The sequence below is a fragment of the Streptomyces sp. T12 genome, from assembly GCF_028736035.1.
Taxonomy (GTDB): Bacteria; Actinomycetota; Actinomycetes; order Streptomycetales; family Streptomycetaceae; genus Streptomyces.
On the sequence record NZ_CP117866.1, the window covers coordinates 9,356,555 to 9,382,642 of the forward strand.

General features: G+C 71.0%; 23 protein-coding genes. 8 read left to right on the forward strand and 15 right to left on the reverse strand.

The annotated features are described in order from the left end of the window. Nucleotides 1–182 precede the first annotated feature (182 nt). Nucleotides 183–2,858: an AAA family ATPase gene (locus PBV52_RS41945; protein ID WP_274246233.1), complete on the forward strand. Its 2,676-nt coding sequence runs from the start codon at nucleotides 183–185 to the stop codon at nucleotides 2,856–2,858. A 6-nt stretch (nucleotides 2,859–2,864) separates the two neighbouring features. Here the strand turns inward: PBV52_RS41945 and PBV52_RS41950 are convergent, their stop codons facing one another. From PBV52_RS41950 to PBV52_RS41985, 8 genes are all read right to left on the reverse strand, one after another. Further along, entirely contained in the window at nucleotides 2,865–3,656 is a 792-nt protein-coding gene (locus PBV52_RS41950) for an SDR family NAD(P)-dependent oxidoreductase (RefSeq protein WP_274246253.1), read from the reverse strand. Nucleotides 3,657–3,720: 64 nt separating this feature from the next. Further along, entirely contained in the window at nucleotides 3,721–4,839 is a 1,119-nt protein-coding gene (gene pcaD / locus PBV52_RS41955) for a 3-oxoadipate enol-lactonase (RefSeq protein ID WP_274246255.1), read from the reverse strand. Next, the gene (gene pcaB / locus PBV52_RS41960) at nucleotides 4,836–6,134 is read right to left on the reverse strand and encodes a 3-carboxy-cis,cis-muconate cycloisomerase (protein ID WP_274246257.1); all 1,299 of its coding nucleotides are present in this window, start codon (nucleotides 6,132–6,134) and stop codon (nucleotides 4,836–4,838) included. The genes pcaD and pcaB overlap by 4 nt, the downstream gene beginning before the upstream one ends. Beyond that, nucleotides 6,131–6,736 carry a protocatechuate 3,4-dioxygenase subunit alpha gene (pcaG, locus tag PBV52_RS41965; RefSeq protein WP_274246259.1) on the reverse strand — a complete coding sequence of 202 codons (606 nt, stop codon included), beginning with the start codon at nucleotides 6,734–6,736 and terminating at the stop codon, nucleotides 6,131–6,133. The genes pcaB and pcaG overlap by 4 nt, the downstream gene beginning before the upstream one ends. Before the next feature lie 6 nt (nucleotides 6,737–6,742). After that, nucleotides 6,743–7,516: a protocatechuate 3,4-dioxygenase subunit beta gene (gene pcaH, locus PBV52_RS41970; protein ID WP_274246260.1), complete on the reverse strand. Its 774-nt coding sequence runs from the start codon at nucleotides 7,514–7,516 to the stop codon at nucleotides 6,743–6,745. A 20-nt stretch (nucleotides 7,517–7,536) separates the two neighbouring features. Next, nucleotides 7,537–8,739 (reverse strand): thiolase family protein, encoded by a 1,203-nt coding sequence (locus PBV52_RS41975; protein ID WP_274246261.1) that lies wholly within the window; start codon nucleotides 8,737–8,739, stop codon nucleotides 7,537–7,539. Further along, the gene (locus PBV52_RS41980) at nucleotides 8,736–9,380 is read right to left on the reverse strand and encodes a CoA transferase subunit B (protein ID WP_274246262.1); all 645 of its coding nucleotides are present in this window, start codon (nucleotides 9,378–9,380) and stop codon (nucleotides 8,736–8,738) included. The genes PBV52_RS41975 and PBV52_RS41980 overlap by 4 nt, the downstream gene beginning before the upstream one ends. Before the next feature lie 2 nt (nucleotides 9,381–9,382). Continuing rightward, on the reverse strand, nucleotides 9,383–10,162 hold the full coding sequence (locus PBV52_RS41985) for a CoA transferase subunit A (RefSeq protein ID WP_274246263.1): 780 nt from the start codon (nucleotides 10,160–10,162) through the stop codon (nucleotides 9,383–9,385). A 193-nt stretch (nucleotides 10,163–10,355) separates the two neighbouring features. Between PBV52_RS41985 and PBV52_RS41990 the strand changes: the two genes are divergently transcribed. Further along, nucleotides 10,356–10,820: a MarR family winged helix-turn-helix transcriptional regulator gene (locus PBV52_RS41990; protein WP_274246264.1), complete on the forward strand. Its 465-nt coding sequence runs from the start codon at nucleotides 10,356–10,358 to the stop codon at nucleotides 10,818–10,820. An 8-nt stretch (nucleotides 10,821–10,828) separates the two neighbouring features. Here PBV52_RS41990 and PBV52_RS41995 read toward each other — a convergent pair whose 3' ends face one another. Then, nucleotides 10,829–11,776 carry a DUF3048 domain-containing protein gene (locus PBV52_RS41995; protein WP_274249905.1) on the reverse strand — a complete coding sequence of 316 codons (948 nt, stop codon included), beginning with the start codon at nucleotides 11,774–11,776 and terminating at the stop codon, nucleotides 10,829–10,831. Nucleotides 11,777–12,036: 260 nt separating this feature from the next. Here PBV52_RS41995 and PBV52_RS42000 point away from each other — a divergent pair, with 260 nt between their 5' ends. Next, entirely contained in the window at nucleotides 12,037–13,227 is a 1,191-nt protein-coding gene (locus PBV52_RS42000) for a zinc-dependent alcohol dehydrogenase (protein ID WP_274246265.1), read from the forward strand. Nucleotides 13,228–13,271: 44 nt separating this feature from the next. Here the strand turns inward: PBV52_RS42000 and PBV52_RS42005 are convergent, their stop codons facing one another. Next, the gene (locus tag PBV52_RS42005; RefSeq protein ID WP_274246266.1) at nucleotides 13,272–14,342 is read right to left on the reverse strand and encodes an ATP-dependent DNA ligase; all 1,071 of its coding nucleotides are present in this window, start codon (nucleotides 14,340–14,342) and stop codon (nucleotides 13,272–13,274) included. Between the two features lie 74 nt (nucleotides 14,343–14,416). Here PBV52_RS42005 and ligD point away from each other — a divergent pair, with 74 nt between their 5' ends. Next, nucleotides 14,417–15,442, forward strand: coding sequence for a non-homologous end-joining DNA ligase (gene ligD, locus PBV52_RS42010; RefSeq protein ID WP_274246267.1), 1,026 nt, complete (start codon nucleotides 14,417–14,419; stop codon nucleotides 15,440–15,442). On the opposite strand, the gene PBV52_RS42015 is transcribed toward ligD, so the two are convergent. After that, nucleotides 15,443–17,629, reverse strand: coding sequence for an OmpL47-type beta-barrel domain-containing protein (locus tag PBV52_RS42015; RefSeq protein WP_274249907.1), 2,187 nt, complete (start codon nucleotides 17,627–17,629; stop codon nucleotides 15,443–15,445). Nucleotides 17,630–17,643: 14 nt separating this feature from the next. Continuing rightward, complete coding sequence (locus tag PBV52_RS42020) at nucleotides 17,644–20,121, reverse strand: ThuA domain-containing protein (protein WP_274246268.1); 2,478 nt, start codon at nucleotides 20,119–20,121, stop codon at nucleotides 17,644–17,646. 178 nt (nucleotides 20,122–20,299) lie between these two features. On the opposite strand from PBV52_RS42020, the gene PBV52_RS42025 reads away from it, so the two are divergent. The 3 genes from PBV52_RS42025 to PBV52_RS42035 all read left to right on the forward strand — a co-directional run bounded on the left by PBV52_RS42025 (nucleotide 20,300) and on the right by PBV52_RS42035 (nucleotide 23,375). Then, nucleotides 20,300–21,307: a multicopper oxidase domain-containing protein gene (locus tag PBV52_RS42025; RefSeq protein ID WP_274246269.1), complete on the forward strand. Its 1,008-nt coding sequence runs from the start codon at nucleotides 20,300–20,302 to the stop codon at nucleotides 21,305–21,307. A gap of 14 nt (nucleotides 21,308–21,321) precedes the next feature. Beyond that, nucleotides 21,322–22,245, forward strand: coding sequence for an ornithine cyclodeaminase family protein (locus PBV52_RS42030; protein WP_274246270.1), 924 nt, complete (start codon nucleotides 21,322–21,324; stop codon nucleotides 22,243–22,245). A gap of 92 nt (nucleotides 22,246–22,337) precedes the next feature. Then, nucleotides 22,338–23,375 carry a LacI family DNA-binding transcriptional regulator gene (locus PBV52_RS42035; protein WP_274246272.1) on the forward strand — a complete coding sequence of 346 codons (1,038 nt, stop codon included), beginning with the start codon at nucleotides 22,338–22,340 and terminating at the stop codon, nucleotides 23,373–23,375. Between the two features lie 32 nt (nucleotides 23,376–23,407). Here the strand turns inward: PBV52_RS42035 and PBV52_RS42040 are convergent, their stop codons facing one another. Beyond that, nucleotides 23,408–24,199, reverse strand: coding sequence for a VOC family protein (locus PBV52_RS42040; RefSeq protein WP_274249909.1), 792 nt, complete (start codon nucleotides 24,197–24,199; stop codon nucleotides 23,408–23,410). 243 nt (nucleotides 24,200–24,442) lie between these two features. Between PBV52_RS42040 and PBV52_RS42045 the strand changes: the two genes are divergently transcribed. Further along, nucleotides 24,443–24,697 carry a WhiB family transcriptional regulator gene (locus tag PBV52_RS42045; protein WP_274246273.1) on the forward strand — a complete coding sequence of 85 codons (255 nt, stop codon included), beginning with the start codon at nucleotides 24,443–24,445 and terminating at the stop codon, nucleotides 24,695–24,697. Here the strand turns inward: PBV52_RS42045 and PBV52_RS42050 are convergent. Then, nucleotides 24,689–24,889 carry a hypothetical protein gene (locus PBV52_RS42050; RefSeq protein ID WP_274246276.1) on the reverse strand — a complete coding sequence of 67 codons (201 nt, stop codon included), beginning with the start codon at nucleotides 24,887–24,889 and terminating at the stop codon, nucleotides 24,689–24,691. The two genes, PBV52_RS42045 and PBV52_RS42050, sit on opposite strands and share 9 nt — an antisense overlap. 217 nt (nucleotides 24,890–25,106) lie before the next feature. Then, the gene (locus PBV52_RS42055) at nucleotides 25,107–26,084 is read right to left on the reverse strand and encodes an acyl-ACP desaturase (RefSeq protein ID WP_274246278.1); all 978 of its coding nucleotides are present in this window, start codon (nucleotides 26,082–26,084) and stop codon (nucleotides 25,107–25,109) included. Nucleotides 26,085–26,088 lie beyond the last annotated feature (4 nt).

A 26,088-nucleotide genomic window follows, 5' to 3' on the forward strand; every position in this document is an offset into this window, starting at 1 on the left:
GGCCGACGGTTTTTGACTATCGGTAAGTACCAGCGGGGCAGGTGGCGGGCCCTTCGCGTCGCCCGCCCGCACCCGCTGTCACCCATCACGGCAACAGGTGCCCCGACCGGCCTCCACTTAGGCAGCCGGACGGCTACGCTCGAGGTCTGTACGTCGTTCGGGCGACTTGGGGAGGATGCGGGATGACGGAGGTACGGCCCACACAGGCCGCCTCGGCTCCCCTGTGGGAGCGTGACGAGGAACTCGCCGCCGTCGAGCGGGCCCTCGACACCCTGTGTGCCGACAAGTCCTCCTCGGGCAGCCTCCTGGTGCTCCGGGGCGAGGCGGGAATCGGCAAGACCGCGCTGCTGGCCGAAACACGCCGCACCGCCGAGGCACGCGGCTGCACGGTGTGGTCCGCCCGCGGCAGCGAGACCCTGAGTTCCGTTCCCTTCAACGTCGTACGCCAGTTGCTGCAGCCCGCGCTGCTGTCGCTGATGCCGGAAGAGGCGCGCGAGTACCTCGGCGACTGGTACGACATCGCCGGACCCGCCCTCGGCATAGCGGACCCGGGCGAGCGCCAGGCCGACCCCCAGGGCGTGTGCGACGGCCTGGTGGCCGCCGTGCGCAGACTGGCCCGGCGCGACTGGCCGCTCGTGCTCTTGATCGACGACGCCCACTGGGCCGACCAGGAGACCCTGCGCTGGCTCGCCGCGTTCGCCGAGCGCCTCGGCGAACAGAACGTCCTGGTCGTGGTCGCCCGCCGCCCCGGCGAGGTCAGCGGCGACAGCGCCCGCCACCTCGACGCGATCGCCGCCGCGGGCTGCTCCGTCGCCAACCTGAGCGCCCTCACCCCGGACGCGACCGCCGGCCTCACCCGCGCCACCCTGGGCACGCACGCCGACGCCCCGTTCTGCCGCGAGGTCTGGGCCGTCACCGGCGGCAACCCGTACGAGACCGTCGAACTCCTCGCCAAGGTGCAGGACAGCGAGTTCGAGCCGACCGAGTCCGCCGCCGGCGAACTGCGCGCCCTGAACCGCGCGGCGCGCGGCGGCGGCCTGGTCGCCAGGCTCAAGGACCTCGGCGTCGAGGCCACCCGGTTCGCCTGGGCGGCCGCGATCCTCGGCACCGAGATCACCGTGGACCTGGTGGCGGAGCTGGCCCAGATGGGCACCGAGGACGCCGGGCGGTGCGCCCAACTGCTGCGCACCGCCCGCATCCTCACCGTGCCCGACCCCGCCAACCCGCAGGCGGACGACGGCGACCTGCAGTTCGTCCACCCGCTGATCGCCTCCGCCGTCTACAACTCCATCCCCGACGCCCTGCGCACCGCCATGCACGGCATCGCCGCCCGCGTCGTCACCGACAACGGACGCGGAGCCGCGGTCGCCGCCCGCCACCTCCTGGAGGTCCACCCGGACAGCGACGAGGAACTCGTCGAGCAGCTGCGCGAGGCGGCCCGCGAACACCTCGGCGTCGGCGCCCCCGACGCGGCCCGCCGCTGCCTGGAGCGCGCCCTGCTGGAACCGCCCGTACCCGAGGTCCACGCGCGCGTGCTGTACGAACTCGGCTGCGCCACCCTGCTCACCGCGCCCGCCACCACCGTCGACCACCTCCAGACCGCGCTCGCCATGCCCGGCCTGGACGGCGGTGAACGCGTCGACGCCGTCTGCCGCCTCTCCCAAGCACTGCTGCACAACGACCAGCTGGAGGAGGCGGTCCGCACCGTCGAGGCGGAGGCCGCCCGGCACGAGGCCGGCCCCGCCAAACTGCGGCTGCAGGCGGTGCAGTTCATGTGGGAGGGCATCCACGCGGGCGAGGCCACCTCGCCGCGCCGTCGGGAGCGCCTCGCCGAACTCGCCCGCACCTGCACCGGCCGGGACAACTCCGAGCGCGCCCTGCTCATGCTGCGCGGCTTCGACGCCATGGCCCGCGGCGAGAACGCCGAGGAGGTCGTCGAGGTGTGCGACCGCGCGCTCGTCAACGGCCGCCTCGCGCCGGGCCTCGGCTGGACCGACACCGAGTGGGGCATCGAGCTGCCGATGATGCTCGCCAGCGCCTACGCCTTCACCGACCGGCTCGACCGCGCCGAGACCCTCTACAACGAGGCCCTGCGCGCGTACGAGTCCGCCGGCTGGAGCGGCGGCCACCTCTCCCTGGCCCACGCCTACGTCGGCCTCGGACACCGCAGGCGCGGTCGGCTCCACGAGGCCGAGACCTCCCTGCGCAAGTCGCTGGCGCTCGCCGAGCGCGTCGGCCGCCGACTGCCCCTGCACTGGTCCGCCACCTGCAACCTCGTCGACACGCTGCTCGCCCGCGGCCATGTCGACGAGGCCTGGGAGATCGCCGAGCAGTACGGCTTCGCACCGCCGTACCCGTCCACCATCGTCCTGCCGGACCCGCGCTCGGTCCGCGGCCGCCTGCTCCTCGCGGTCGGCCGCACCCAGGAGGGCATCAACGAACTGGAGGAGGCGGAGAAGGCGGCGGCCGTCCGCGGCCACCACAACCCGGTGCTGGTCCCCTGGGCCGTCGACCTGGCCCGCGCCCTCGCGAGCGTGGACCCGGCGCGCGCCGTCCGGCTCGCCACCGACGTCCGGCGGCACGCCGAGCGCTTCGGCACCGACACCGCCATCGGCGAGGCCCTGCGCTGCGCCGCCGCCCTGGAGACCGGCCAGCGCGCGGTACGCCTCGCCGAACAGGCCGTCACCTATCTGGAGGCCTCGCCCTGCCAGTACGAACACGCGGCCGCCCGCGTCGAGTACGGCATCGTCGCCCGCTCGTCCGCGGAGCTCCGGCGGGGGCTGACGCTGGCGCGGTCGTGCGGTGCGGACGGGCTGGTGGCGCAGGCGGAGACGGCGTTGCTGTCGGGCGTGGGGTGAGACGGGTCAGAGGGCCAGCAGCTGATCGGTGACCGCGGCCAGCCGCTTGCGCACTTCGGGGTCGTACGTCCCCTCGTGCGCCCGGGACGGGCTCGTGCCGTCGAAGTAGGCGCCCGTGCCCAGGTCCTGGGTCGCCAGGGCCAGGACGCCCGGGGCGCCGTCGGCCACCGTGTTCCAGGGGGTGACCCCGCCTTCGCGCACCATCGCCGTGTCCATGAAGGTCGCCGGGTGGAGCACGTTCACGGTGACACCGGTGTCCGCCAACTCCTCGGCGAGGGCGAAGGTATGGGCCGCCAGGGCGAATTTGGCTCGCCGGTACGCCGCGAAGCCGTCGTATCCGCGTCGGAACTCGACGTCGTCGAAGTCGAGGGGTTCCTGGCCGACCGAGCCGACGTTGACGATCCGGGCGGGCGTGTTCGCACGCAGTACCGGGAGCAGGGCGCGCGTCAGCGCCACCGGTGCCAAGTAGTTGACGGCGAGCCGTAGTTCGTGTCCGTCGACGCTCAGCTCGCGTCCCGTGCCGGGGGCGCCCGCTCCCACGCCCGCGTTGTTGATCAGCACGTCCAGGTCGGGATGCGCGTCGGCGACATGGGCGCCCAACTCGCGCACCTGCGTCAGCGAGGCCAGATCGGCGACGAACCCCTCGGCGTCGCCCTCGGTGCGCAGCTCCTCGACCAGCTGCTCCGTACGGCCCGGATCGCGCCCGTGCGCGAGGACGACGTGCCCCGAGCGGACCAGCTCGAAGGCTACGTACCGGCCGAGACCGGAGGTGGCGCCGGTGATCAGAATCGTGGACATGCCTCCACCGTAGACACGTGATGGAGGCATGCGCGAGATGCTGCTGAAGCTACGACCAGCAGGGTCACCCTTCCTCTTCCGCGAGCACCCGCTGGGCCGCCGCGAACGCCGAGTTCGCCGCCGGAACCCCGCAGTACACGGCCGTCTGCAGCAGTACGGCGCCGATCTCCTCCGGCGTCAGCCCGTTGCGCCGGGCCGCCCGCACATGCATGGCCAGCTCGTCGTAGTGGCCGTGCGCGACCAGCGCCGTCAGGGTGATCATGCTGCGCTCACGGCGGGTGAGCGTGGGGTCGGTCCAGATCTCACCCCAGGCGTAGCGCGAGATGAAGTCCTGGAAGCGCGCGGTGAAGGTGGTCTGCCGGGCCTGCGCCCGGTCGACGTGGGCGTCGCCGAGCACCTCGCGCCGCACTTCCATTCCCCGCATGGCGCCCTGGTCGAAGTGTGCGCGCAGGGCCGTCAGCACGGCCTCCGGACACTGCGCCGGTGCCAGATGCGAGGCCCCCGGAATCTCGACGAGCGCGGCACCGGGCACGGCGTCCGCGATCTCCCGCAGATGCGCGGGCGGGGTCGCGGGGTCCTCGCGTCCGGCGATCAGCAGGGTCGGCGAGGAGATCTCCGGCAGGCGGTCCCGCAGGTCGAAGGCGGCGAGCGCGTCACAGCAGGCGGCGTACCCGGCCGGATCGGCGTCCCGGTGGTCCTGGACCAGCTCCGGCACGGTGAACCCGGGCGTGAACCAGCGGGCGTTCGCGTTCTCGGCGAGCCCCGACAGCCCTTCGCGTCGCACCAGCGCGGCCCGTTCCTCCCACGGCTTCGCACCGTTGAAGTGCGCCGACGAACAGATCACCGCCAGGGAGTCGACCCGCTCCGGGTGGTGCACGGCGAGATGCAGCCCCACCGCACCGCCGAGCGAGACACCCGCGTACGCGAACCGCTCGATGCCGAGCAAGTCGGCGAGCGTGAGCACCAGGCGGGCGAGGTCACCGACGGTGGCGCCCGCCCCGATGAGGTCGGCGGCGGATCCGCCGTGCCCCGGCAGGTCCCAGCGCACCACCCGATGGGTGATCGACAGCTCGGGCGCGACCTTGTCCCAGAGGGCGTACGACGTCCCGAGCGAGGGTCCGAGCAGCAGCGGGGGAGCGGAAGTGGGCCCTTCGGTCCGGTGGTTGAGGAGTTTGTGGGTCAACGTCGCTCCAGAGCACGGTCGGTGAGGGTTCCGGCGGAGCCGGTGTAGTGGGTGGGATCGAGGTCGACGTCCGCCAGCTCGGGTGCCTCGGCGAGCGGGCGTCCCTCGGACGCCAGCCGGGTGAGCAGTTCCTTGGCGCGGGCCCGGCCCAGCACCGGGGCCAGCTCGGCGGAGAGCCGCTCGGAGACGATCAACCCGTGGGTGAGATCCAGGTGTTCCCGCATCACGTCGGCCCGCACCCGCAGCCCCTCGGCCAGCTCGACCGCGTCCCGCGCGGCCCCGCCGACCAGTCGCAGCAGCTCGCGCAGCGGCTCCCACTCGGCGTGCCAGGCCCCGGCCGGCCGTTCGTCCTCCGCGGTCAGCGACCCGTACAGGGTGGCCGCGAGCTGCGGCGCCCGCCGTGCGGCGGATGCGATGAGGGTGGACCGTACGGGATTGGACTTGTGCGGCATGGCCGACGACCCGCCGCCACTGCCCTCCGCGACCTCGGCGATCTCGGTGCGGGAGAGGGTCAGGACGTCCACGGCGATCTTGCCGAGCGCGCCCGCCGCGAAGGCGAGGCAGCCGGCGAGATCGGCGATGGGCGTCCGCAGGGTGTGCCACGGCAGATCGGGCGCCCGCAGGCCGAGCTCGCGGGCGTACGCCGCCGGAGGCGCGGTCGGATCGCTCGCGCCGTACGCCCCGAAGGCCGCCAACGTCCCCGCCGCACCCCCGAGTTGGGCGGGCAGCGAGTCCCGTACGGCCTCCACCCGGTCCCGCGCGTCCAGCACCAGCGACCGCCACCCGGCCGCCTTCAGCCCGAACGTCGTCGGTACGGCGTGCTGGGTGAGCGTCCGTCCCGGCATCGCGGTGTCGCGGTGCTCGGCGGCCAGCCGGGCCAGCGCCCGCTCCGTACGGCCGAGGTCGCCGAGGACCAGGTCGAGCGTGCGCACGGCGACCAGCATCGTCGCCGTGTCCATGATGTCCTGGCTGGTCGCGCCCCGGTGGACGCAGGGGCCGTACGCGTCACCGACCGCCTTCGTCAGATCAGCGACCAGGGGGATGACCGGGTTGCCGCCGGCACGGGCCCGCTCGGCTAGGGACCGTACGTCGAATCGGCCGGCGTCCGCCGCCTCCGTCACCGCGGCCGCCGCCTCGGCCGGGGCGAGGCCGAGGGCTGCCTGGGCCCGGGTGAGGGCGGCCTCCGCGTCGAGCAGGGCCTGGAGATAGGCCGTGTCGCCGGTCGCGTGGGCGGCGGGGGAGCCTGCCCACCCGGGGGCGAGCAGGCCGGTGTCGTCGGAATCGACAGAAGTCACTGGAACTCCAGGAAGACCGTCTCGCCTTCGCCCTGAAGGCGGATGTCGAAACGGTAGGTGCCATCGCCCCGGTCCTCGGCGATCAGCGTGTCGCGGCGCGCCCCGTCCAGCCGGGCGAGCAGCGGGTCGGCGGCCAGCGCCGCGTCGTCGCCCGGCAGATAGATCCGGGTGTACAGGTGCACCAGCAGCCCGCGCGCGAACACGCACACACTGATGTACGGCGCGCTCTGCCCGCGCGCCCCCGGCCGCAGCGTCCGTGCGCTCCAGTGGCCGTTGGCATCCGTCTGGATCCGCCCCCAGCCGGTGAACTCCACGCCGTTGCGGCCCAGGAAGCCGCCGCTTGCCGGGTCGCGCCGCATCGAGCCGTCGACCTGCGGGACGTTGCCGTCCGGGTCGGCACCCCACAGCTCCACGAACGCGTCCGGCAGCGGGTTGCCCTCGCCGTCGTGGACGTACCCCTGAAGCGTGATCGTGTCGGGGTGGCCGAGCGGGGCGATGTCGCCGCCGCCCGGGAAGGGCAGGGCGTGGCCGTAGAAGGGGCCCACCGTGTGCGACGGGGTCGGGAGCACGGTCTCGGGACGGCTCGTGTCGATCTTCGTCATGGCAGGTCAGCGCCCTTCTTCGATCCAGGTGGCGTTCGGCCCGTCGAGCACGATGTCCCAGTGGTAGCCCATCGAGAACTCCGGCACCGACAGGCTGTGGTCGTAGGTCGCGACCAGCCGCTGGCGGGCCGCGTCGTCCGTCACCGACTGGATGATCGGGTCGTACGGGAACAGCGGGTCGCTCGGGAAGTACATCTGCGTCACGAGCCGCTGGGTGAACGCCGTGCCGAAGAGCGAGAAGTGGATGTGTGCCGGCCGCCAGGCGTTGACGTGCTGGCGCCACGGGTACGGGCCCGGCTGGACGGTGGTGAACTCGTAGAAGCCCCTGTCATCCGTCAGGGTGCGGCCGACGCCGGTGAAGTTGGGGTCCAGCGGGGCGTCGTGCTGCTCGCGCTGGTGGGCGTAGCGGCCCGCCGAGTTCGCCTGCCAGATCTCGATGAGCTGGCCGCGGATCGGGCGTCCGTCGCGGTCCAGCAGCCGGCCGGAGACGGTGATGCGCTCACCGATCGGCTCGCCGTTGTGCTGCTTGGTGAGGTCGTTGTCGATCTCGGTGATGTCCCGCTCGCCGAAGGCGGGGGAGGACAGCTCCACCAGCTCCGGGTCCTTGGAGACGTCGATCGCGATCGGCGGCTGCTTGGGGTGGCGCAGGACCGAGGAGCGGTACGGCGTGTAGTCGCGCCGCGGGTGGTGCTCGACGGGGGCTCCGTCGGCGACCCGCTTCTCGTACGCGGCGTGCTCGGCCGCGATCTCCTGGTCGATGTCATGTTGCGTGAGAGTCATGAGGGTTCCTCGGGGGGTTCTTAGCGCTCCAGGACGAGGGCGAGGCCCTGGCCGACGCCGATGCAGAGGGTGGCGACGCCGGTTCCGCTGCCCTTGCGGGCGAGTTGGTGGGCGACGGTGCCGGCGAGGCGGGCACCGGAGGCGCCGAGTGGGTGACCGAGGGCGATGGCGCCGCCCTGGGGGTTGAGGACGGCCGGGTCGAACTCGGGCCATTCGGCGACGCAGCCCAGGACCTGGGCGGCGAAGGCCTCGTTGAGTTCGAGGACGTCCAGGTCGGCGAATCCCTTGCCGGCCTTGGCGAGGGCGCGGTTGACGGCTTCGACGGGGGCGAGCCCGAAGTAGTCGGGGTCGAGCGCGTTGACACCGGACGCGGAGATCCGCGCGAGCGGCTCGCGGCCGGTCGCGGCGAGACCCTCCTCGTCGACCAACAGCAGTGCCGCGGCGCCGTCGTTGAGCGGAGACGCGTTGCCCGCGGTGACCGTGCCTCCGGAGGTCCGGAACGACGGCTTCAGCTTCGCCATCGCCTCCAGCGAGGCGTCCGGCCGTACGCATTCGTCCGCGCCGAAGACGACCGGCTCACCCTTGCGCTGCGGGATCGGTACGGGGGCGAGTTCGGCGGCGAACAGGCCCGCCTGCTGGGCGCGCGCGGCCTTGTGGTGGGAGGCGAGGGCGAACTCGTCCTGCTGCTCGCGGCTGATCTTGTGCTTCTCCGCGATGAGCTCGGCCGATTCGCCGAGTGGGATGGTCCACTGCGGTGACATCCTCGGGTTGACCATGCGCCAGCCCAGGGTGGTGGAGTACAGCTCGGTGTGCCCGGCCGGGAAGGGCCTGTCGGACTTGGGCAGCACGTACGGCGCCCGGGTCATCGACTCCACCCCGCCGGCCACGGCGATGGAGGCGTCGCCGACCGCGATGGCGCGGGCCGCCTGGATGACCGCTTCGAGGCCGGAGGCGCACAGGCGGTTGACGGTCACGCCGGGCACGGACGTGGGGAGCCCGGCGAGGAGGGCGGCCATGCGGGCGACGTTGCGGTTCTCCTCGCCGGCGCCGTTGGCGTTGCCGAAGTAGACGTCCTCGATCCGGGACGGGTCCAGGTCGGGGGTCCGGGCGAGGAGTTCGCGGATGGCGTGGGCGCCGAGGTCGTCCGGGCGGACGGAGGCGAGGGCGCCGTTGTAGCGGCCGACCGGGGTGCGGACCGCGTCGACGATGTACACCGGGTTCACAGCAGGGCCTCCGCGATCGTCAGCTTGGCGTCGGTCCTGGCGATGATCTCGTCGACGGCCACGCCGGGCGCGACCTCGGTCAGCACCAGCCCGTCGGGTGTCACGTCGATGACGCCCAGGTCGGTGATGATCCGGTTCACGCAGGCCTTGCCCGTGAGCGGCAGCGCGCACTCGGTGAGGATCTTCGCCGAGCCGTCCTTGGCGGTGTGGGTCATCACCACGATGACCGTGCGGGCCCCGTGGACCAGGTCCATCGCCCCGCCGATCCCGGTGATCATCTTGCCGGGGATGGCCCAGTTCGCCAGGTCACCGGCCCGCGAGACCTGCATCGCGCCCAGCACGGCCACATCGATGTGCCCGCCCCGGATCATCGAGAACGACAGCGCCGAGTCGAAGAAGGACGCCCCCGGCAGCACGGTGACGGTCTCCTTGCCCGCGTTGATCAGATCGGGGTCGACCTGATCCTCGGCCGGGTAGGGGCCGGTGCCCAGGATGCCGTTCTCGGACTCCAGGATCACCTCCACGCCCTCGGGCAGATAGTTCGGGATCAGTGTCGGCAGCCCGATGCCGAGGTTGACGTACTGCCCGTCCTGAAGCTCGCGTGCGGCCCGCGCGGCCATCTCTTCCCGCGTCCATGCCATGACTAGCTCACCGTCCCTCGTGCCGAAGGCGCGGAAACCGTGCGCCGCTCGATCTGCTTGTCCGCCGCCTGCTCCGGGGTGAGCGCGATGACCCGCTGCACGAAGATCCCGGGCAGATGCACCGCGTCCGGATCGAGCTCGCCGGGCTCGACGAGTTCCTCCACCTCGGCGATCGTCACCCGTCCCGCCATGGCGGCGAGGGGGTTGAAGTTCCGGGTGGACTTGTTGAAGACCAGGTTGCCGTGCCGGTCGCCCTTCGCCGCCCGGACGAGGGCGAAGTCGGTACGGATACCTCGTTCCATCACATACTCGACGCCGTCGAACTCCCGCACCTCCTTCGGCGGCGAGGCGAGCGCGACGCCGCCCTGGCCGTCGTAACGCCAGGGCAGCCCGCCGTCGGCGACCTGTGTACCCACCCCGGCCGGCGTGAAGAACGCGGGGATCCCGGCGCCGCCCGCCCGGAGCCGCTCGGCGAGCGTGCCCTGCGGGATCATCTCGACCTCCAGCTCACCGGCCAGGTACTGGCGGGCGAACTCCTTGTTGGCGCCGATGTAGGAGCCGGTCACGCGGGCGATCCGCCCGGCCGCCAGCAGGATCGCGAGGCCGGAGTCCATCGCCCCGCAGTTGTTGGAGACGACCGACAGTCCGCCGGTGCCCTGCTCGTACAGGGCCTGGATGAGCACGTTCGGCACACCACTCAGCCCGAAACCGCCCACCGCGAGCGAAGCGCCCTCGGGCACATCGGCCACTGCCTCAGCGGCTGTGGCGACCACCTTGTCCATCCGTAAGCCCCATCTCTCCAATTACTCAGGGCACTGAGTATTTCAGCGAGGTTTCCCTCACGCTGCCACTGGAGCGGCCGGGCGTCAAGGCCTCTGAATCAATGCAGGCCAGGCGAAGGTGGGTGATGAAGACAGGGATGGGTGGGTGCGGTTATCGTTCAGTACACCAACGAATTCGACCTCGGGAGCGCACATGGCCGCGGTGGACCTCACCACCCACCCCGGGCACCTCGCCCGGCGGCTCCAGCAGGCGCACTACCTGCTGTGGAACACGATGGTCTCCGAGGAGATCACTTCGCCCCAGTTCGCGGTCCTCAACGCGCTCGTCGCCGAGCCGGGCCTGGACCAGCGGACGGTGGGGGAGCGGGTGGGGCTCGACCGGTCCACCATCGCCGAGGTGATCAGCCGGCTCGGCCGCCGCGGGCTGCTCGACAAGGTCCGCGACCCCCAGGACGGCCGTCGCTTCCTGCTGCGCCTGACGGACGACGGGATGCGCACGCACAAGAAGCTGACCGTCCGCACCGCCCGGATGAACCAGGTCTTCCTGGCCCCGCTCTCCGCCGAGGAGCAGACGCTGTTCTTCGACCTGATCCGACGGGTCGCGGACGCGGCCGAGGGGCTCCGCAACCCGGCGGAACCCCTCGTCACGCAACGCTGACGGAATACTCAGGACGCCTTCGCGAACACCACCCACACCTGGCCGTGCTGGAAGTTCATCGGCTTGCCGTCGTCGGTCGTGAACGTGGTGCCGTCCGTGGCCTGCGGGCGCTTCCAGTTGACGTGGTAGACGTGCCCGTCGCGCAGCACCGCCGCCCTCCCGGCGCCCACGGTCTCGGTGTACGGCGTGTAGTTGCCGGCCGAGTCGTGGAAGTCGGACCTGCGTACCTTCACGTACTGCACGACGACCGTGCCGGCCATGACCCGCTGCCCGTCCGTCGTCCTGGCGGCCTTGCCGTCCATGGCGACCAGCCAGCGGTCCTGGCTGCCGGACCAGGTGAAGGTGAACCGGGCCGCCGGGAAGCGCACCGTCCGCGAGGTCTCCGGAATACCGCCCGCGGGGGCCGCGCCGAAGCGGAAGCCGGTAGTCAGCACGGAGGTGCCCGGGGCGGAGGACATCAGCCGGCCGGGTCGCAGATAGAGGTTGTGCGGCGAGGGCCTGTCCGTGCCGCGGAAGTACGCGTTGGACGCCTTCTCGGGCGGCTCCGCCTGCAGTGGTGCCTTGTCGATCAGGGGCAGGAGCTTGCCCTGCGCGCCGGAGAAGGCGAGCGTCGGCCGGTCGAACTGCCCCAGTAGCTCCAGATCGCTCTCGCGGGCGCTGCGCACCGGCCCGATGACCTCCGGCAACTGCTGTGCGTAGACCGCCATCAGGCGGCTCAGCCCGGCCTCGACCTGCTCGACGTACACGATGTCCGCGGCGTTCAGGCCCGTGGGAGGCCGGGCGGCGCGGACATTGTCGATCTTCACGGCGAGTACCGAGGCACCGTTCACGTGGGTCTCGCTCGCACTCGGCGACGTCGGACGCTCCCGTCCGCGGCCGTCGTCGCGCGGGTCGTCGGACATCGTGCAGCCGGCCGCCAGGGAAGCCGTCAGGATGGCGGCCAGCAGCCCCGCCATGGTCGTGGCACGTCTCGTGCGCGCCTTTGATTGCCTGCCCACCGTCGTCACCCGCAGCCACCCGCCCTGTCCGTGTAGTTAATTGTGCACTTATCAGTTCATAGGACGCCATACATGACCGGTTCCGTTCGCCCGTCCGAGCGGGCGATCCAGGGGGCGTGTCGTCGGCCCGTCCGAGCGGTTCGGCGGGGGAGCGCCGGGGTACCCGGGCGGCCACCGCACGAGCGGACGCGCACACGTGACGGAGGGAGCGCGGGGCGATGAGGGCAGTGACCTGGCAGGGCAAGCGGGACGTGCGCGTGGAGAACGTGCCCGATCCGACGATCCAGGAGCCGACGGACGCGGTCATCCGCGTCACGTCCACCGGGCTGTGCGGCTCCGACCTGCACCTGTACGAGGTGTTGACGCCGTTCATGACACCGGGGGACATCCTCGGGCACGAGCCGATCGGCATCGTCGAGGAGGTCGGCGCCGCGGTGCCGGACCTGCAGGCGGGGGACCGGATCGTGGTGCCGTTCCAGATCGCCTGCGGCAACTGCTGGATGTGCCTGACCGGGCTGCCGACCCAGTGCGAGACCACCCAGGTCACCGGCGAGGGCATGGGCGCCGCCCTGTTCGGCTACACCCGTCTGTACGGCTCGGTGCCGGGCGCCCAGGCCGAGTACCTGCGGGTCCCGCAGGCGCAGTTCGGCCCGATCAAGATCCCGGAAGGGCCGCCCGACGACCGGTTCGTCTACCTCTCCGACGTCCTGCCCACCGCCTGGCAGGCGGTCCGCTACGCCGAGATCCCGGAGGGCGGCAGCATCGCCGTGCTCGGCCTCGGCCCCATCGGCGACATGGCCTGCCGGGTCGCCCAGGTGCGGGGCGCCGGGCGGGTGTTCGGCGTGGACCTGGTGCCCGAGCGGCTGCAGCGGGCGCGCGAGCGGGGTGTCGAGACGTACGACCTCAGGAGCTTCCACGACGAGAAGGAACTCGTCACCGCCATCCGCGACCAGACCGACGGCCGCGGTCCCGACGCCGTCATCGACGCGGTCGGCACCGAGGCCCACGGCAGCGCCGCCGCGCGGCTGGCCCAGCAGGCCTCGGCGATGCTGCCGCGCAAGCTGAGCGGTCCGCTCGCCGAACGCTTCAGCGTCGACCGGCTCGCCGCCCTCCACACCGCCATCGAGCTGGTGCGGCGCGGCGGCACGATCTCCCTGTCCGGCGTGTACGGCGGCACGGCTGACCCCATACCGCTGGTCACCCTGTTCGACAAGCAGATCCAGCTCCGGATGGGGCAGGCCAATGTGCGCCGCTGGAGCGACGACATCATGCCGTACCTGACGGACGAGGATCCCCTCGGCGTCGACGACTTCGCCACGCACCGCGTGCCGCTGAGCGACGCCCCGCACGCGTACGAGATGTTCCAGCGCAAGCAGGAGGGCGCGGTGAAGGTGCTGATGAAGCCCTGACTCGCGCTGTGCTCCCGGTCGGACGTGCTCCCGGTCAGGCCCCGTCAGGCCTGGGGCGCGAAGATCTCCGCGAGGTCGTAGCGCACCGGCTCCTCCAACTGCGCGTAGGTGCAGCTCTCGGGCGTGCGGTCCGGGCGCCAGCGGCGGAAGCGGGCCGTGTGCCTGAAACGCACCCCGTTCTCCATGTGGTCGTACGCCACCTCGGCCACCCGCTCCGGCCTGAGCGGCACCCAGGACAGGTCCTTCTTGCCCGACCAGCGGCTCGGCGCGCCCGGCAGCCGGGCCGACTCGTGCGCCGCCTCGTCGGCCCAGGCCGCCCAGGGATGCCCCGTGGCGTCCTCCATGCGCAGTGGCTCCAGCTCCTCGATCAGTTCGGCGCGCCGCTTCATGGGGAACGCCGCCGACACGCCCACGTGCTGGAGGGCGCCCCGGTCGTCGTGGAGACCGAGGAGCAGGGAGCCGACGACAGGTCCGCTCTTGTGGAGGCGGTAGCCCGCGACGACGACGTCCGCCGTCCGCTCGTGCTTGATCTTGTACATGGCCCGCTCGTCCTGGAGGTAGCGCAGGGTGAGCGGCTTGGCGATGACACCGTCCAGACCGGCCCCCTCGTACTGCTCGAACCACCCCTGGGCCGTGTCGATGTCGGTCGTCGCCGGCGCCACATGCACCGGAGCCGTCACCCCGGACAGCGCCATGGTGAGCCTCGCCCGCCGATCCGCCAGCGGAACCTCCAGCAGCGACTCGTCCGCCAGCGCCAGCACGTCGAACGCCACGAAGGACGCCGGGGTCCGCTCGGCCAGCGTTCGCACCCGGGAGTCGGCCGGGTGGATGCGCTCGGTGAGCGCGTCGAAGTCCAGCCGCCCCTCCCGCGCGATGACGATCTCCCCGTCCAGCACGCACCGCTCGGGCAACCGCTCCTTCAGCCCTGCCACCAACTCGGGAAAGTACCTGGTCAACGGCTTACCCGTACGACTCCCCAGCTCGACCTCGTCCCGGTCGCGGAACACGATCGCCCGGAACCCGTCCCACTTCGCCTCGTACTGCATGCCCGGCGGGATCTTCGCCACCGACTTGGCGAGCATCGGCTTCACGGGCGGCATCACCGGCAGGTCCATGCTCCGATTCTGCGCGCATACGAGGGGTGCCGCCCGGTGTGCGAGGTGTGCCCGGTCGGCCTACCGTGGCTCGCATGGGCGAAGCGGTGGAACTGGAAGCGGGCGGCCGGACCGTTCGCCTGTCCAACCCGGGCAAGGTCTTCTTCCCCGAGCGCGGCTTCACCAAGCTGGACCTCGCCCGCTACTACGTCGCCGTCGGCCCCGGCATCCTGCGCGCCCTGCGCAACCGCCCCACCACCCTGGAGCGCTACCCGGACGGCGTGACCGGCGAGTGGTTCTTCCAGAAGCGGGCACCGAAGAACATGCCCGACTGGATACCCACCGCCCACATCACTTTCCCCAGCGGCCGCAGCGCCGACGAGATGTGCCCCACCGAGGAGGCCGCCGTCCTGTGGGCGGCCCAGTACGGCACGCTCACCTTCCACCCCTGGCCGGTCCGCCGCGACGACGTGGACCGCCCCGACGAACTCCGCATCGACCTGGACCCCCAGCCCGGCACCGACTTCGACGACGCCGTCCGCGCCGCCCACGAACTGCGCGCCGTCCTGGACGAGTTCGGCGGCCTGCGCGGCTGGCCCAAGACCTCCGGCGGCCGTGGCCTGCACGTCTTCGTGCCGATCGAGCCGCGCTGGACGTTCACCCAGGTCCGGCGCGCCGCCATCGCGGTGGGGCGCGAGATGGAACGCCGGATGCCCGAGCAGGTGACGATCAAGTGGTGGAAGGAGGAGCGGGGCGAACGCATCTTCATCGACTACAACCAGACGGCGCGCGACCGCACGATCGCCTCCGCCTATTCCGTACGACCACGCCCGCACGCCCCGGTCTCGGCCCCCCTGCGCTGGGAGGAGGTCGGCGAGGCCCACCCCCGGGACTTCGACATCGCGACCATGCCCGCGCGCTTCGCCGAACTCGGCGATGTGCACGCGGACATGGACGACCACCGCTTCTCACTGGACGCGCTGCTGGAGCTGGCCAACAAGGACGAGCGCGACCACGGCCTCGGCGATCTGCCGTACCCGCCCGAGTATCCGAAGATGCCGGGGGAGCCCAAGCGGGTACAGCCGAGCCGGGCGAAGAAGCAGCCGGGCGGGACGGACTAGTCAGAGCTCCTTGATCCGGATGTCCCGGTAGGACACCACGTCGGTCGTGCCGTGCACCTGGAGCCCGATATAGCCGGAGGCGAACCGTCGGCCGTCCGTGCCCGGGTCGTCCGAGCGGGGCGGGACGAAGTCCTGGCCGCCGATGTTGTCGAACTCGTTGATCAGCACGCCGTTGCGGTAGACCGAGTAGTGCTGGTCGACGACGCGGATCTCGTAGTCGTTCCAGGTTCCCTTCTGGGTGACGCCGGCACCGGCGAGGCCCACGCGGTCGAAGCCGTAGACCGACCCCGTCTTGTACATGTCGCCGTCGGGCCGGTCGAGCACCTGCACCTCGTGCCCGTACTTGATGGCGACCCACTCCGGCCGCGACTCCTCGGGGTGGTCATGGACCCACGGGAAGCGGACGAACACGCCGGAGTTGGCGTTGCCGGTGCCCGGAGCGTCGTCCCGCCACTGGAGCCGCAGCGAGAAGTCGCCGTACTTGCGCTCTGGGAACCACAGCATGCCCAGCCCGGGCTTGGTGGTCCCACTGGTGATCGTCCCGTCACCGTTGGGCGCGAACGAACCGCCGCCCACCTGCTGCCACTTGGCGAACGACTCCGCGCTGCCGTCGAGGATCGTGCGGTAGCCCTCGGTCTGCCCGGGCTTGCCGATCCCGGACTGACGGGCGGCCTTGCGGATGGCGTCGTACTCGCGCTGGTCGACGACCCCTTCCTTCAGGAGCTTGTCCAGGACCGTCGTCACGTGCTTGAGGAACAGCGCGTGGGACGTCCACTCCTTTTCGTCCTCGATCAACTCGTTGATCCGGCACCGGCTGTTGGTGAGCCGGTTCGGGACACCCGAGTCGACCGTGCCGACGATCACCGTCAACCGCTCGTCGAACTCCGGGCAGTTGGGGGCGGGGACCTGGCCGGCCACCACGGTGAAGGTCACCGTGCGGGCCGCGGAGGTGTTGCCCGCCTTGTCCGTCGCCCGGTACGCGAGGGTGTGCGTGCCCGCGCGGTCGACGACCACCGCAGCGCCGTACGCGAGATACGGTCCGCCGTCGATCGAGTACTCGATCCGGTCGACGCCCGAGCCGTGGTGCTCATCGGTCGCCGTGACGGTCACCCTGGCGTTGCCGATGTACGCCCCGGACGAGTTCTTCGTGCCCTCGACCGTCACACCGGTCACCGGCGGGGTCGTGTCCGGCTGGGGCGCCGCGACCACCGTGAACTGCACGTTCTTCTCGGCGGCGACGTTGCCCGCCTTGTCGGTGGCCCGGTAGCGCACCGTATGCGCTCCGACCTCGTGCACCATCACCGGAGCGGTGTACGGCTGCCAGGCGCCGGCGCCGATCGCGTACTCGATGGTGTTGACGCCGGAACCGGTGTCGGAGGCGGAGACGGTGACGGTCGCCATGCCGACGTACGTGCCGTCGGGGTTCTGCTCGCCGCTCACCGTCGCCGAGGTCTCCGGCGCGGTCGTGTCGCCGGTGGGCGGCGGCACCACCGTGAACTCGACGCTCTTCTCCGCGGAGACGTTCCCCGCCTTGTCCAGGGCGCGGTAGCGGATCTTGTGGTCGCCGACCTGGTCGACGACGACCGGGGTGGCGTACGGCTGCCAGGCACCCGCGTCACCGACCGCGTACTCGACGCGGTCGACCCCGGAGCCGCCCGCCTCGTCGGTGGCGTGGATCGCCACGCTCGCCGAACCGACGTACTGCCCCTGCGAGTTCTGCGTACCGCTGACGTGGGCCGTCGCCTCGGGTGCCGTGGTGTCCTCGCCGCTGCCCTCGGTCACCACGAGGATGCCCTGCATCTGGCCGTGGCCGGGGATCGTGCAGTAGTAGCGGTAGCGGCCGGGGGTGAGCGTGACCTCGGCGGTGTGGCGGCCGCCCTGGTCGTCGTTCGGGTTGGCGAGGATGTTGAGCTGGACGTCGTTGTTGAACTCGGGGTCGGAGGTGTCGAACGTCAACGTGTGCGGCATTCCGGTGGTGTTGCCGGTCGCCGTGCTGTTCTCGAAGACGATCGTCGTCACGCCGGCCACCGCCGTCGTGGGCGCCGAGGTGTACTTCGTGATGTCGTCACCGGCGGTCCAGGTGAGGACCTGTTCGGCGGCGGCTTCCCGGCTCTGTGGCCGGCCGGTCGCGGGCAGCGCCTGCAGCCCGAGCACCACGAGCAGTGCGGCCAACAGGGCCGCCCACATTCTTCGTTGCCGTGTCACTGCGTCCCCCTCGCCAACCGGTCGGCGGCCGGAGTGGGCGCGCCGCCTGTGTAAGTGATCCGCCACAGCGCCGACTTGGCGTCCGAGGTGAAGAAGCCGCGGCCGTAGTCGAGCACGTACAGCGCGCCGTCCGGACCGAACTTCCAGTCCATGAGGTTCTTGATGCCGTCGTTGCCGATCGGCACGATCTTCTTCAACGACTCCGAGTGGACCGGCAGACCGCCGTCACCGTGCGTCTTCGGGTCGGTGATCACCGCGTTGCGCGGCTGGTCGGCGTCGTAGAAGTCGCCGACGAACCATTTGCCGTCCCAGTAGGCCGGCCACTTGGTCTCGTCGGCGCTCGCCGCGTCGTACCGGTAGACCGGTCCGTTCATCGCGGCCTGGCCGCCGCCCTTGAGCCACGGCAGCAGATAGGTGGACTCCTCCTGCTTGTACGACGGGACGCCGTTCGCGTCGCGCGGGAAGTCCGGGGCGCCGCCCTGGGGCGAGTACCAGATGTTGTTCCCGGTGACCGGCGGGAGGTTGACGAGGCCGTCGTTGTTGGGCGACTCGTTCTTCGGGTGGTCGCAGTCGTACCAGCCCAGCGGCTTGGTCGGGTCGGGCAGATTGCGGTCCCGGTAGGGCTGCTTGTTGCCCATGCAGTACGGCCAGCCCCGGTTGCTCGCCTTGGTGATGACGGCGAAGGTGTCGTACTTCGCCGGGCCCCATGTGGGGGAGGGCGTCGAGGCGTCCGGGCCGACCCAGCCCGCGTACAGGATGTCCGTCTGCTGGTCGACGAAGATGCGAGCGGGGTTCCTGACGCCCATCACATAGATCTCGCCGCGCGTCTTGCCGCCGCCCTCGTCGGTCTCCCGGCCCGTGAAGAGGTTGCCCTCCGGCAGCGTGTACGTGCCGTCCGGCTCCGGGTGGATGCGCAGGATCTTGCCGTTGAGGTTGTTGGTGTTGCCGGCGGTACGGCGCGCGTCGGCGAAGGACACGCCCTTGTAGTTCGGCTCCGGGTTGTTGCCCGAGTAACCGTCGCTGAAGCGGCTGGAGTTGTTGTCGCCGGTCGCGATGTACAGGTTGCCCTGGGAGTCCCAGGTCATCCCGCCGCCCGCGTGGCAGCAACTGTGGATCTGCACGGGCCACTTGAGCAGCACCTTCTCACTGCCCAGGTCCAGCTGGTTGGTGGCCAGGTCGAGCGTGAAGCGGGAGACACGCCGCTCGGCCATCCGCGTGTCGCGGTTGATCTGCGCGTGCGGGGTGTAGTGCAGATACACCCAGCCGTTCTCCTCGAAGCGCGGGTCCAGCTCGATGCCGAGGAGCCCCTCCTCGACCTTGATCAGCTCGTCGCCACCGCCCTTGTTGCCGAAGACCGTCAACGCCCCGGCAAGCGTGACCTTCTTGGTCTTGGGGTCGTAGACGTGGATCTCGCCCTTGCCCTTGCCGATGTCCGGGTTGTTCCAGTCGGTGATCACCGGCTGGGAGGAGTCGGCGCCGCCCCGGCCGATGTAGAGCACGCGGCCGTCGGGCGCCGTGACCAGGCCGTGCGGCTCGCCGATCTGGTCGTTTTGGCCGGGCTGGTTGGCCTGGGTGAGGCGCTCGGCCTTGTAGTTGCCGGTGATGGTGGCCTTGCAGTCGGCCCGCACGAGCCGGGTGGTCCACAGCAGGGCGCCGCGCAGATGCGTACGGAAGTCGCTCTCGTCGTACGACGACACCGTGCCGCCCATGCCCGTGTAGAAGGAGCGGCCGCCGTCGTAGTCACGGCACCAACTCACCGGATGGTCCCAGCCGTTGGCGCTCGTGCCCGGCTGGTAGCTCGACTCCCGTACCCGGGCGACGGTGTGCACCGCACCCGACGGGTTCTTCGCCCAGTTCAGCCACTTGTCCGGCCGTTTCCACTGCACCGGAAGCTCCTTGGTGGCCGGATGCTGCCGGTCACCGACCTCGACGACGGCCCGCTGGACGTTCGTCGGGCCCCCGGACGCCGGTCGGGCGCCGACGAGACCGGTGAACCAGTCCGAGTACGGCTCGGCACGGGCCGCGTCATGGATGCCGACGAAACCGCCGCCCGCCTCCATATAGGCCTCCAGGCCCGCCTCCTGCTCGGGGTCGAGGACGTCGCCGCCGCCGGTGAGGAACACGATGGCGTTGAAACGGCCCAGCTCGGTCTCATCGGTGAAGACCGAGGCGTCGTTCGTGGCCTCGACCTTGAAACGCTGATCGGTCGGACCCGACAGGCCGATCTTCTCGATCGCCTCGATGCCGGCGTTCACCAGAGGCGACTCGTCGCCGGCGGCCGCGGACCCGTAGAAGATGAGCACCCGAACATTCGCGCCGCCTGGCGGCGACTTGACGGACATCGTTGTCAGGGGTGGCTCCGGAACCGGGCGTGCGTCGGCCGCCGGAGCCGACATCAGTCCGGCGGCGACGATCCCGGTGGTCACAGTGGCCACCCAGGTCTGTCTTCTCGTGCTCAACCCTCGTAAGTGCATGGGCACCTCCACGGTCACAGCAACAGCGACAAGGAAGCTAGACCCCTTTGAACGACTCGCCAATACCTATGGCCGTACTGGGACCAACTTTGTCCTGAGTGTGGATAAACGGGGGAGTGGCCGGTACCGTCTCACCGGTTCATCCCCGTAATTTCCGTACCGCCGTGGGGAGTTCGGCATGAACGAGGGCAGCTTCGACAGACGCGGCTTCGACCGGCGTGCCTTCAACAGGCGCGTGTTGCTGGGCGGCGCGACCGTCGCGACATCGTTGTCCCTGGCGTCGGTGCCCGAGGCCATGGGTGCCGACACGCCGCCGCGGACCGCCCCGGCCGGCGGCGAGGTCAGACACATCAAGCTGTACGCCGAGAAACTCGCCGACGGGCAGATGGGCTACGGCCTGGAGAAGGGCAAGGCCACGATCCCCGGCCCGCTCATCGAGCTCAACGAGGGCGACACCCTGCACGTCGAGTTCGAGAACACGATGGACGTGCCGGTGAGCCTGCACGTCCACGGCCTCGACTACGAGATCACCAGCGACGGCACGAAGTTGAACAAGAGCGACGTCGAACCCGGCGGCACCCGCACCTACACCTGGCGCACCCACGCCCCCGGCCGCCGCAAGGACGGCACCTGGCGGGCGGGCAGCGCGGGCTACTGGCACTACCACGACCACGTCGTCGGCACCGAGCACGGCACGGGCGGCATCCGCAAGGGCCTCTACGGCCCGGTGATCGTCCGGCGCAAGGGCGACATCCTCCCGGACGCGACCCACACCATCGTCTTCAACGACATGCTCATCAACAACAAGCCCGCGCACAGCGGCCCGAACTACGAGGCGACGGTGGGCGATCGCGTCGAGTTCGTGATGATCACGCACGGCGAGTACTACCACACCTTCCACCTGCACGGTCACCGCTGGGCGGACAACCGCACGGGCATGCTCGCCGGGCCCGACGACCCCAGCCAGGTCATCGACAACAAGATCGTCGGCCCGGCGGACTCGTTCGGGTTCCAGGTGATCGCGGGGGAGGGGGTCGGGGCGGGGGCGTGGATGTACCACTGCCATGTGCAGAGCCATTCCGACATGGGGATGGTGGGGTTGTTCCTGGTCAAGAAGGCCGACGGGACGATTCCCGGGTACGAGCCGCACGAGCACGGAAATCAGGTGGGCGGGCATGAGCACTGACGGATCATGGACGGGTGACTCTCCTCCTCACCCGCAGTGATCTGGAAGCCCTACTGGAGCCGGAGGCCTGTATCGAGGCCCTGCGGGAGGGCTTCCGGTCCGCGGACACCGTGTCGATCGCGGGACAGCGTGTACGTACGGACCTGCCCTTCCCCGGCACAGCCACCGCCCTGATCCCGGGCCTGCTGCCCGGCGTCCCGGCCTACACCGTGAAGGTCAACGCCAAGTTCCCCGGCGCCCGGCCCGCCCTGCGCGGGGTGATCTGCCTGCACAGCGGCGTGGACGGCGAGCTGCTCGCCCTGCTCGACTCGGCGACGGTCACGGCATGGCGGACGGGGCTGGCGGCGGCGCTGGGCACGCATCTGCTCGCCGGTCCGGGTGAAGTGCTGGGGGTGATCGAGGCGGGGGCCCAGGCCGAACTGGTGGTCCGGGGACTCGCGGCGCTACGACCTCGCGCAGGCCTGGTCGTCCATGACACGTCCGCCGACCGCGCCGCGGAGTTCGCCGGGCGACACGGTGGGCGGATGCTGTCCTGCGCGGCGGAGGTCGCCGCGACCGCCGACGTCGTCCTGTCGGCGACATGGTCGAGAAAGCCGCTGCTGCGCCTGGCGGACACCAGGAAGGGGCAGCACTTCACGAGCCTGGGGGCGGACGAGCCGGGCAAGGCGGAGCTGGCGGTCGATCTGCTGGAGGCCGCGACGGTCGTGGTCGACGACCGTGAACTAGCGGTGCGCATGGGCGCGTTGGCGCACGGCGGGGCCGCCGAGGCGACCTTGGGCGAGGTGGTGCGGGGTGAGCATCCGGGGCGCGTGAGCGCCGAGGGCCGTACCGTCTACGCGCCGGTCGGGCTGCCCTGGCAGGACCTGGCGCTGAGCTGGGTGGCGTACCGGGCGGCGGAGGAGGAGGGTGTCGGGCGGCGAGTGGATCTGCTGGCGTGAGTTCCGGGAGCGGTTTCGGTGATCCGAGAGCGCTCTCACCCGGCTCCCGTCGCGGCTATCCTGATCCGCACCCGCCCACGAGGAGCCCCGAAGTGACCGACACCGCCCAGCGCCCCACCCTGGAGGCCGTGGCCGCACGGGCCGGGGTCTCGCGGGCCACCGTGTCCCGGGTGGTCAACGGCGGCGACGGGGTGCGGGAGCCGCTCGTGGAGCGGGTCCGCAAGGCGGTGGAGGAGCTCGGGTACGTGCCCAACCAGGCCGCCCGCAGCCTGGTGACCCGGCGGCACGACGCCGTCGCCGTCGTCGTCGCCGAACCGGAGACCCGCGTCTTCGCCGACCCCTTCTTCGCGCTGCAACTCCGGGGGATCAGCAAGGAGTTGACGGCACATGACAACCAGCTGGTACTGCTCCTGACGGAGGGCCGGGACGACCACGCCCGCGTCGGCCGCTACCTCGCCGGCGGGCACGTCGACGGAGCGCTCGTCTTCTCACTGCACCTCGACGACCCGCTGCCCGGCCTGATCCAGCACGCCGGAGTCCCCACCGTGTTCGGCGGACGCCCCGACTGGAGCGGCGACCGGCGTGGCGTGGTGTACGTCGACAGCGACAACCGTGGCGGCGCACGCGACGCCGTACGCCACCTCGCCGGCCTCGGCCGCACCCGCATCGCGCACATCACCGGCGCCCTCGACCAGACGTCGGCGGTGGACCGGCTCGACGGCTACCGGGATGTCATGGTCGACGCCGATCCGCGGCTCATCGTCGAGGGCGACTTCACGCCGGCCGGCGGCGAGCGGGCGATGCGTGAGCTCCTCCAGCGCTGCCCGGACCTGGATGCCGTGTTCGCCGCCAACGATCTCACCGCGGCCGGGGCTCTGCGGGTGTTGCGCGAGTCGGGGCGGCGGGTGCCGGAGGACGTCGCGGTGGTCGGGTTCGACGACATGCTGCCGATCGCGGAACAGACCGAGCCCTCGCTCACGACGGTCCGTCAGGACATAGAGGAGATGGGCCGGTTGATGGCCCGGCTGTTGCTCCGGGGGCTCGACCGGCGCACCGCCGAGCGGGGCGTCGGCGCCGCACCGTCCAGCGTGGTGCTGCCGACCACATTGGTGCGGCGCGCGTCCGCCTAGGCCGTCCGACGGGAGCTCCGGGTCCCGTGCCCTCAGCTCTGCGGCTGTGCGCTCTTGATCACCGCGAAGCGTGCTCCGTACGGGTCGCTGAGCTTGGCGATACGGCCGACGTCCGGCAGGTCCGTGGCCGGCATCCGGACCGAGCCGCCCAGCTCCTGCGCCCTGGCGACCGTGGCATCCGTGTCCGCGACCTCGAAGTACGGCAGCCAGTACGCCGGGCCCTGCGCCTCCGCCGGATCGTCGGCCTTGTCGACGACCCCGCCGAACATGGCGTCCTCGCCCTCCCCGGCAGGGCTGAACGTCGTGTAGGTGCCGCCGTAGAAGTCGAGGGCGAAGGTCTCCAGGCCGAGCGTCGCGTGGTAGAAACCCGCCGCTGCCGGTACGTCGGTGGTGTACAGCTCCAGCCAGCACAGCGAGCCGGGCTCCTGGACGACGTCGAGGCCCTTGTTGGTGCCGGGCTGCCAGAGGCCGAAGGGCACGCCCGCCTTGTCGGCGAGGATGGCCATGCGGCCCAGCTCCATCACGTCCATGGGCTGCATCAGCACCGAGCCGTGCGCCTGCTCGGCCGCCTTCGCGGTGGCGTCCACGTCCGGTGTCTGGAAGTACACCGTCCAGGAGGGCGGACCCTGCTCCTCGGTCGTCTGCATACCGCCGGCCGTCGTCCTCCCGTCCAGCTGGAAGAGGCCGTAACCGCCGGTCTCGGGCCCGCCCGGCCGGAACCGCCAGCCGAACAGGCCGCCGTAGAAGGAACCGGCGCCCTCGATGTCGGGTGTGCCGAGGTCGATCCAGTTCGGCGCGCCGGTGACGTAACGGGTGGTGAGCATCATCGCCCTCCTCGGAAGGGTCCCGTTGTCCGTTGTGCTCTCTGCTCTGCCGAGTCTTGCACCGCCCACTGACAATCGCTGCCGGAGCGCTGCCGCCGACCGTTCCTGTTTTTCACCCGTTTCCGCGCGCCGCCGTGCGCCGCAGTACTCGGAGGGGGACCATCGAGTCGGCCGGGGGCCCTGCGGCGCGGCGTTGATCCCGCGTTGATCGAACGTTTTTCGCCGACCGGCACGATCCTGCGTATGCACACCGAAACGATCACAACGATCACCCCGCCCGACCTGGAATGGCAGCAGGAGGCGTTGTGCGCGCAGACCGGGGCGGACTTCTTCTTCCCCGAGCCGGGCAGCTCCGTACGGGAGGCGAAGCGGATCTGCGGCCTGTGCCCGATCCGCTCCGCCTGCCTGGAGTACGCGCTCGACAACGACGAACGCTTCGGCGTCTGGGGCGGCCTGTCGGAGAAGGAACGCCTGGAGCTCAGGCGTACGTCACGCTGAACCGCCACGTGCCCGTCCGCCGACGCCGCCGACCGCACTGCGCCCGGCGATCGTCCAGCCGAGTAGCGCGTCCATGGGCGCCGGGTCACCGGCGAGTAGATACATGTGGGCCAACTGCACGGTCAGACAGGGCCCGTACGCGTTCCAGGCCGCCTCGTGCCGGAAGCCGCCGGTGACGAAGTGGGCGTACATCGTGTCGAGCGTGAAGCGTGCCGCGCGCGGTCGATGTCGTCGCCCGGTTTGCCGCCCATGTGCAGGCGCACTTTGCGCCGTAAGTCCCCGGTCCGTGCCCCGGATGCCGTCAGCCGTCAGCCGTCAGCCGTCAGCCGTCAGCCGTCGCCGTCAGCCGTCAGCCGTCAGCCGTCAGCCGTGGCGACGGCCCTCGGCCCCGCTGCTCAGCTCCCGCCCCTCAAGCCCCAGCCCGAGCCGCCATCCGGGCCTTGCGGGCTGCCAGCTTCTCGTCGAACTTCAGGGCCTCCGCGTCCAGGCCGCCCATGTACAGGCCCAGTTCCTCCTGGGCCTTCTGGCCCTCGGGGCCGAGGCCGTCGATTTCCATGATCTTCAGGAAGCGGAGGACGGGCTGGAGGACGTCGTCGTGGTGGATGCGCAGGTTGTAGACCTCGCCGATGGCCATCTGCGCGGCGGCACGCTCGAAGCCGGGGATGCCGTGGCCGGGCATGCGGAAGTTGACGACCACGTCCCGCACCGCCTGCATCGTCAGGTCGGGGGCGAGTTCGAACGCGGCCTTCAGCAGGTTCCGGTAGAAGACCATGTGGAGGTTCTCGTCGGTCGCGATGCGCGCCAGCATGCGGTCGCAGATCGGGTCACCGGACTGGTGGCCGGTGTTGCGGTGCGAGATGCGGGTCGCGAGCTCCTGGAAGGCGACGTAGGCGACCGAGTGCAGCATCGAGTGCCGGTTGTCCGACTCGAAGCCCTCGCTCATGTGGGACATGCGGAACTGCTCCAGCTTGTCCGGGTCCACCGCGCGCGAGGTGAGCAGGTAGTCGCGCATCACGATGCCGTGCCGCCCCTCCTCGGCGGTCCAGCGGTGCACCCACGTACCCCAGGCGCCGTCACGGCCGAAGAGCGAGGCGATCTCGTGGTGGTAGCTGGGCAGGTTGTCCTCGGTCAGGAGGTTCACGACGAGCGCGATACGGCCGATCTCGGTGACCTTGGACTGCTCCTTGTCCCAGGCCTCCCCGTCCTCGAACAGGCCGGGGAAGTTGCGGCCGTCCGTCCACGGCACGTACTCGTGCGGCATCCAGTCCTTGGCGACCTGCAGATGGCGGTTGAGTTCGTTCTCGACCACTTCCTCCAACGCGTACAGCAGTCGGGCGTCGGTCCAGGCGGAAGACGGGCTGCCGAGGTGAGGGGAAGTAATCGTCACGGGA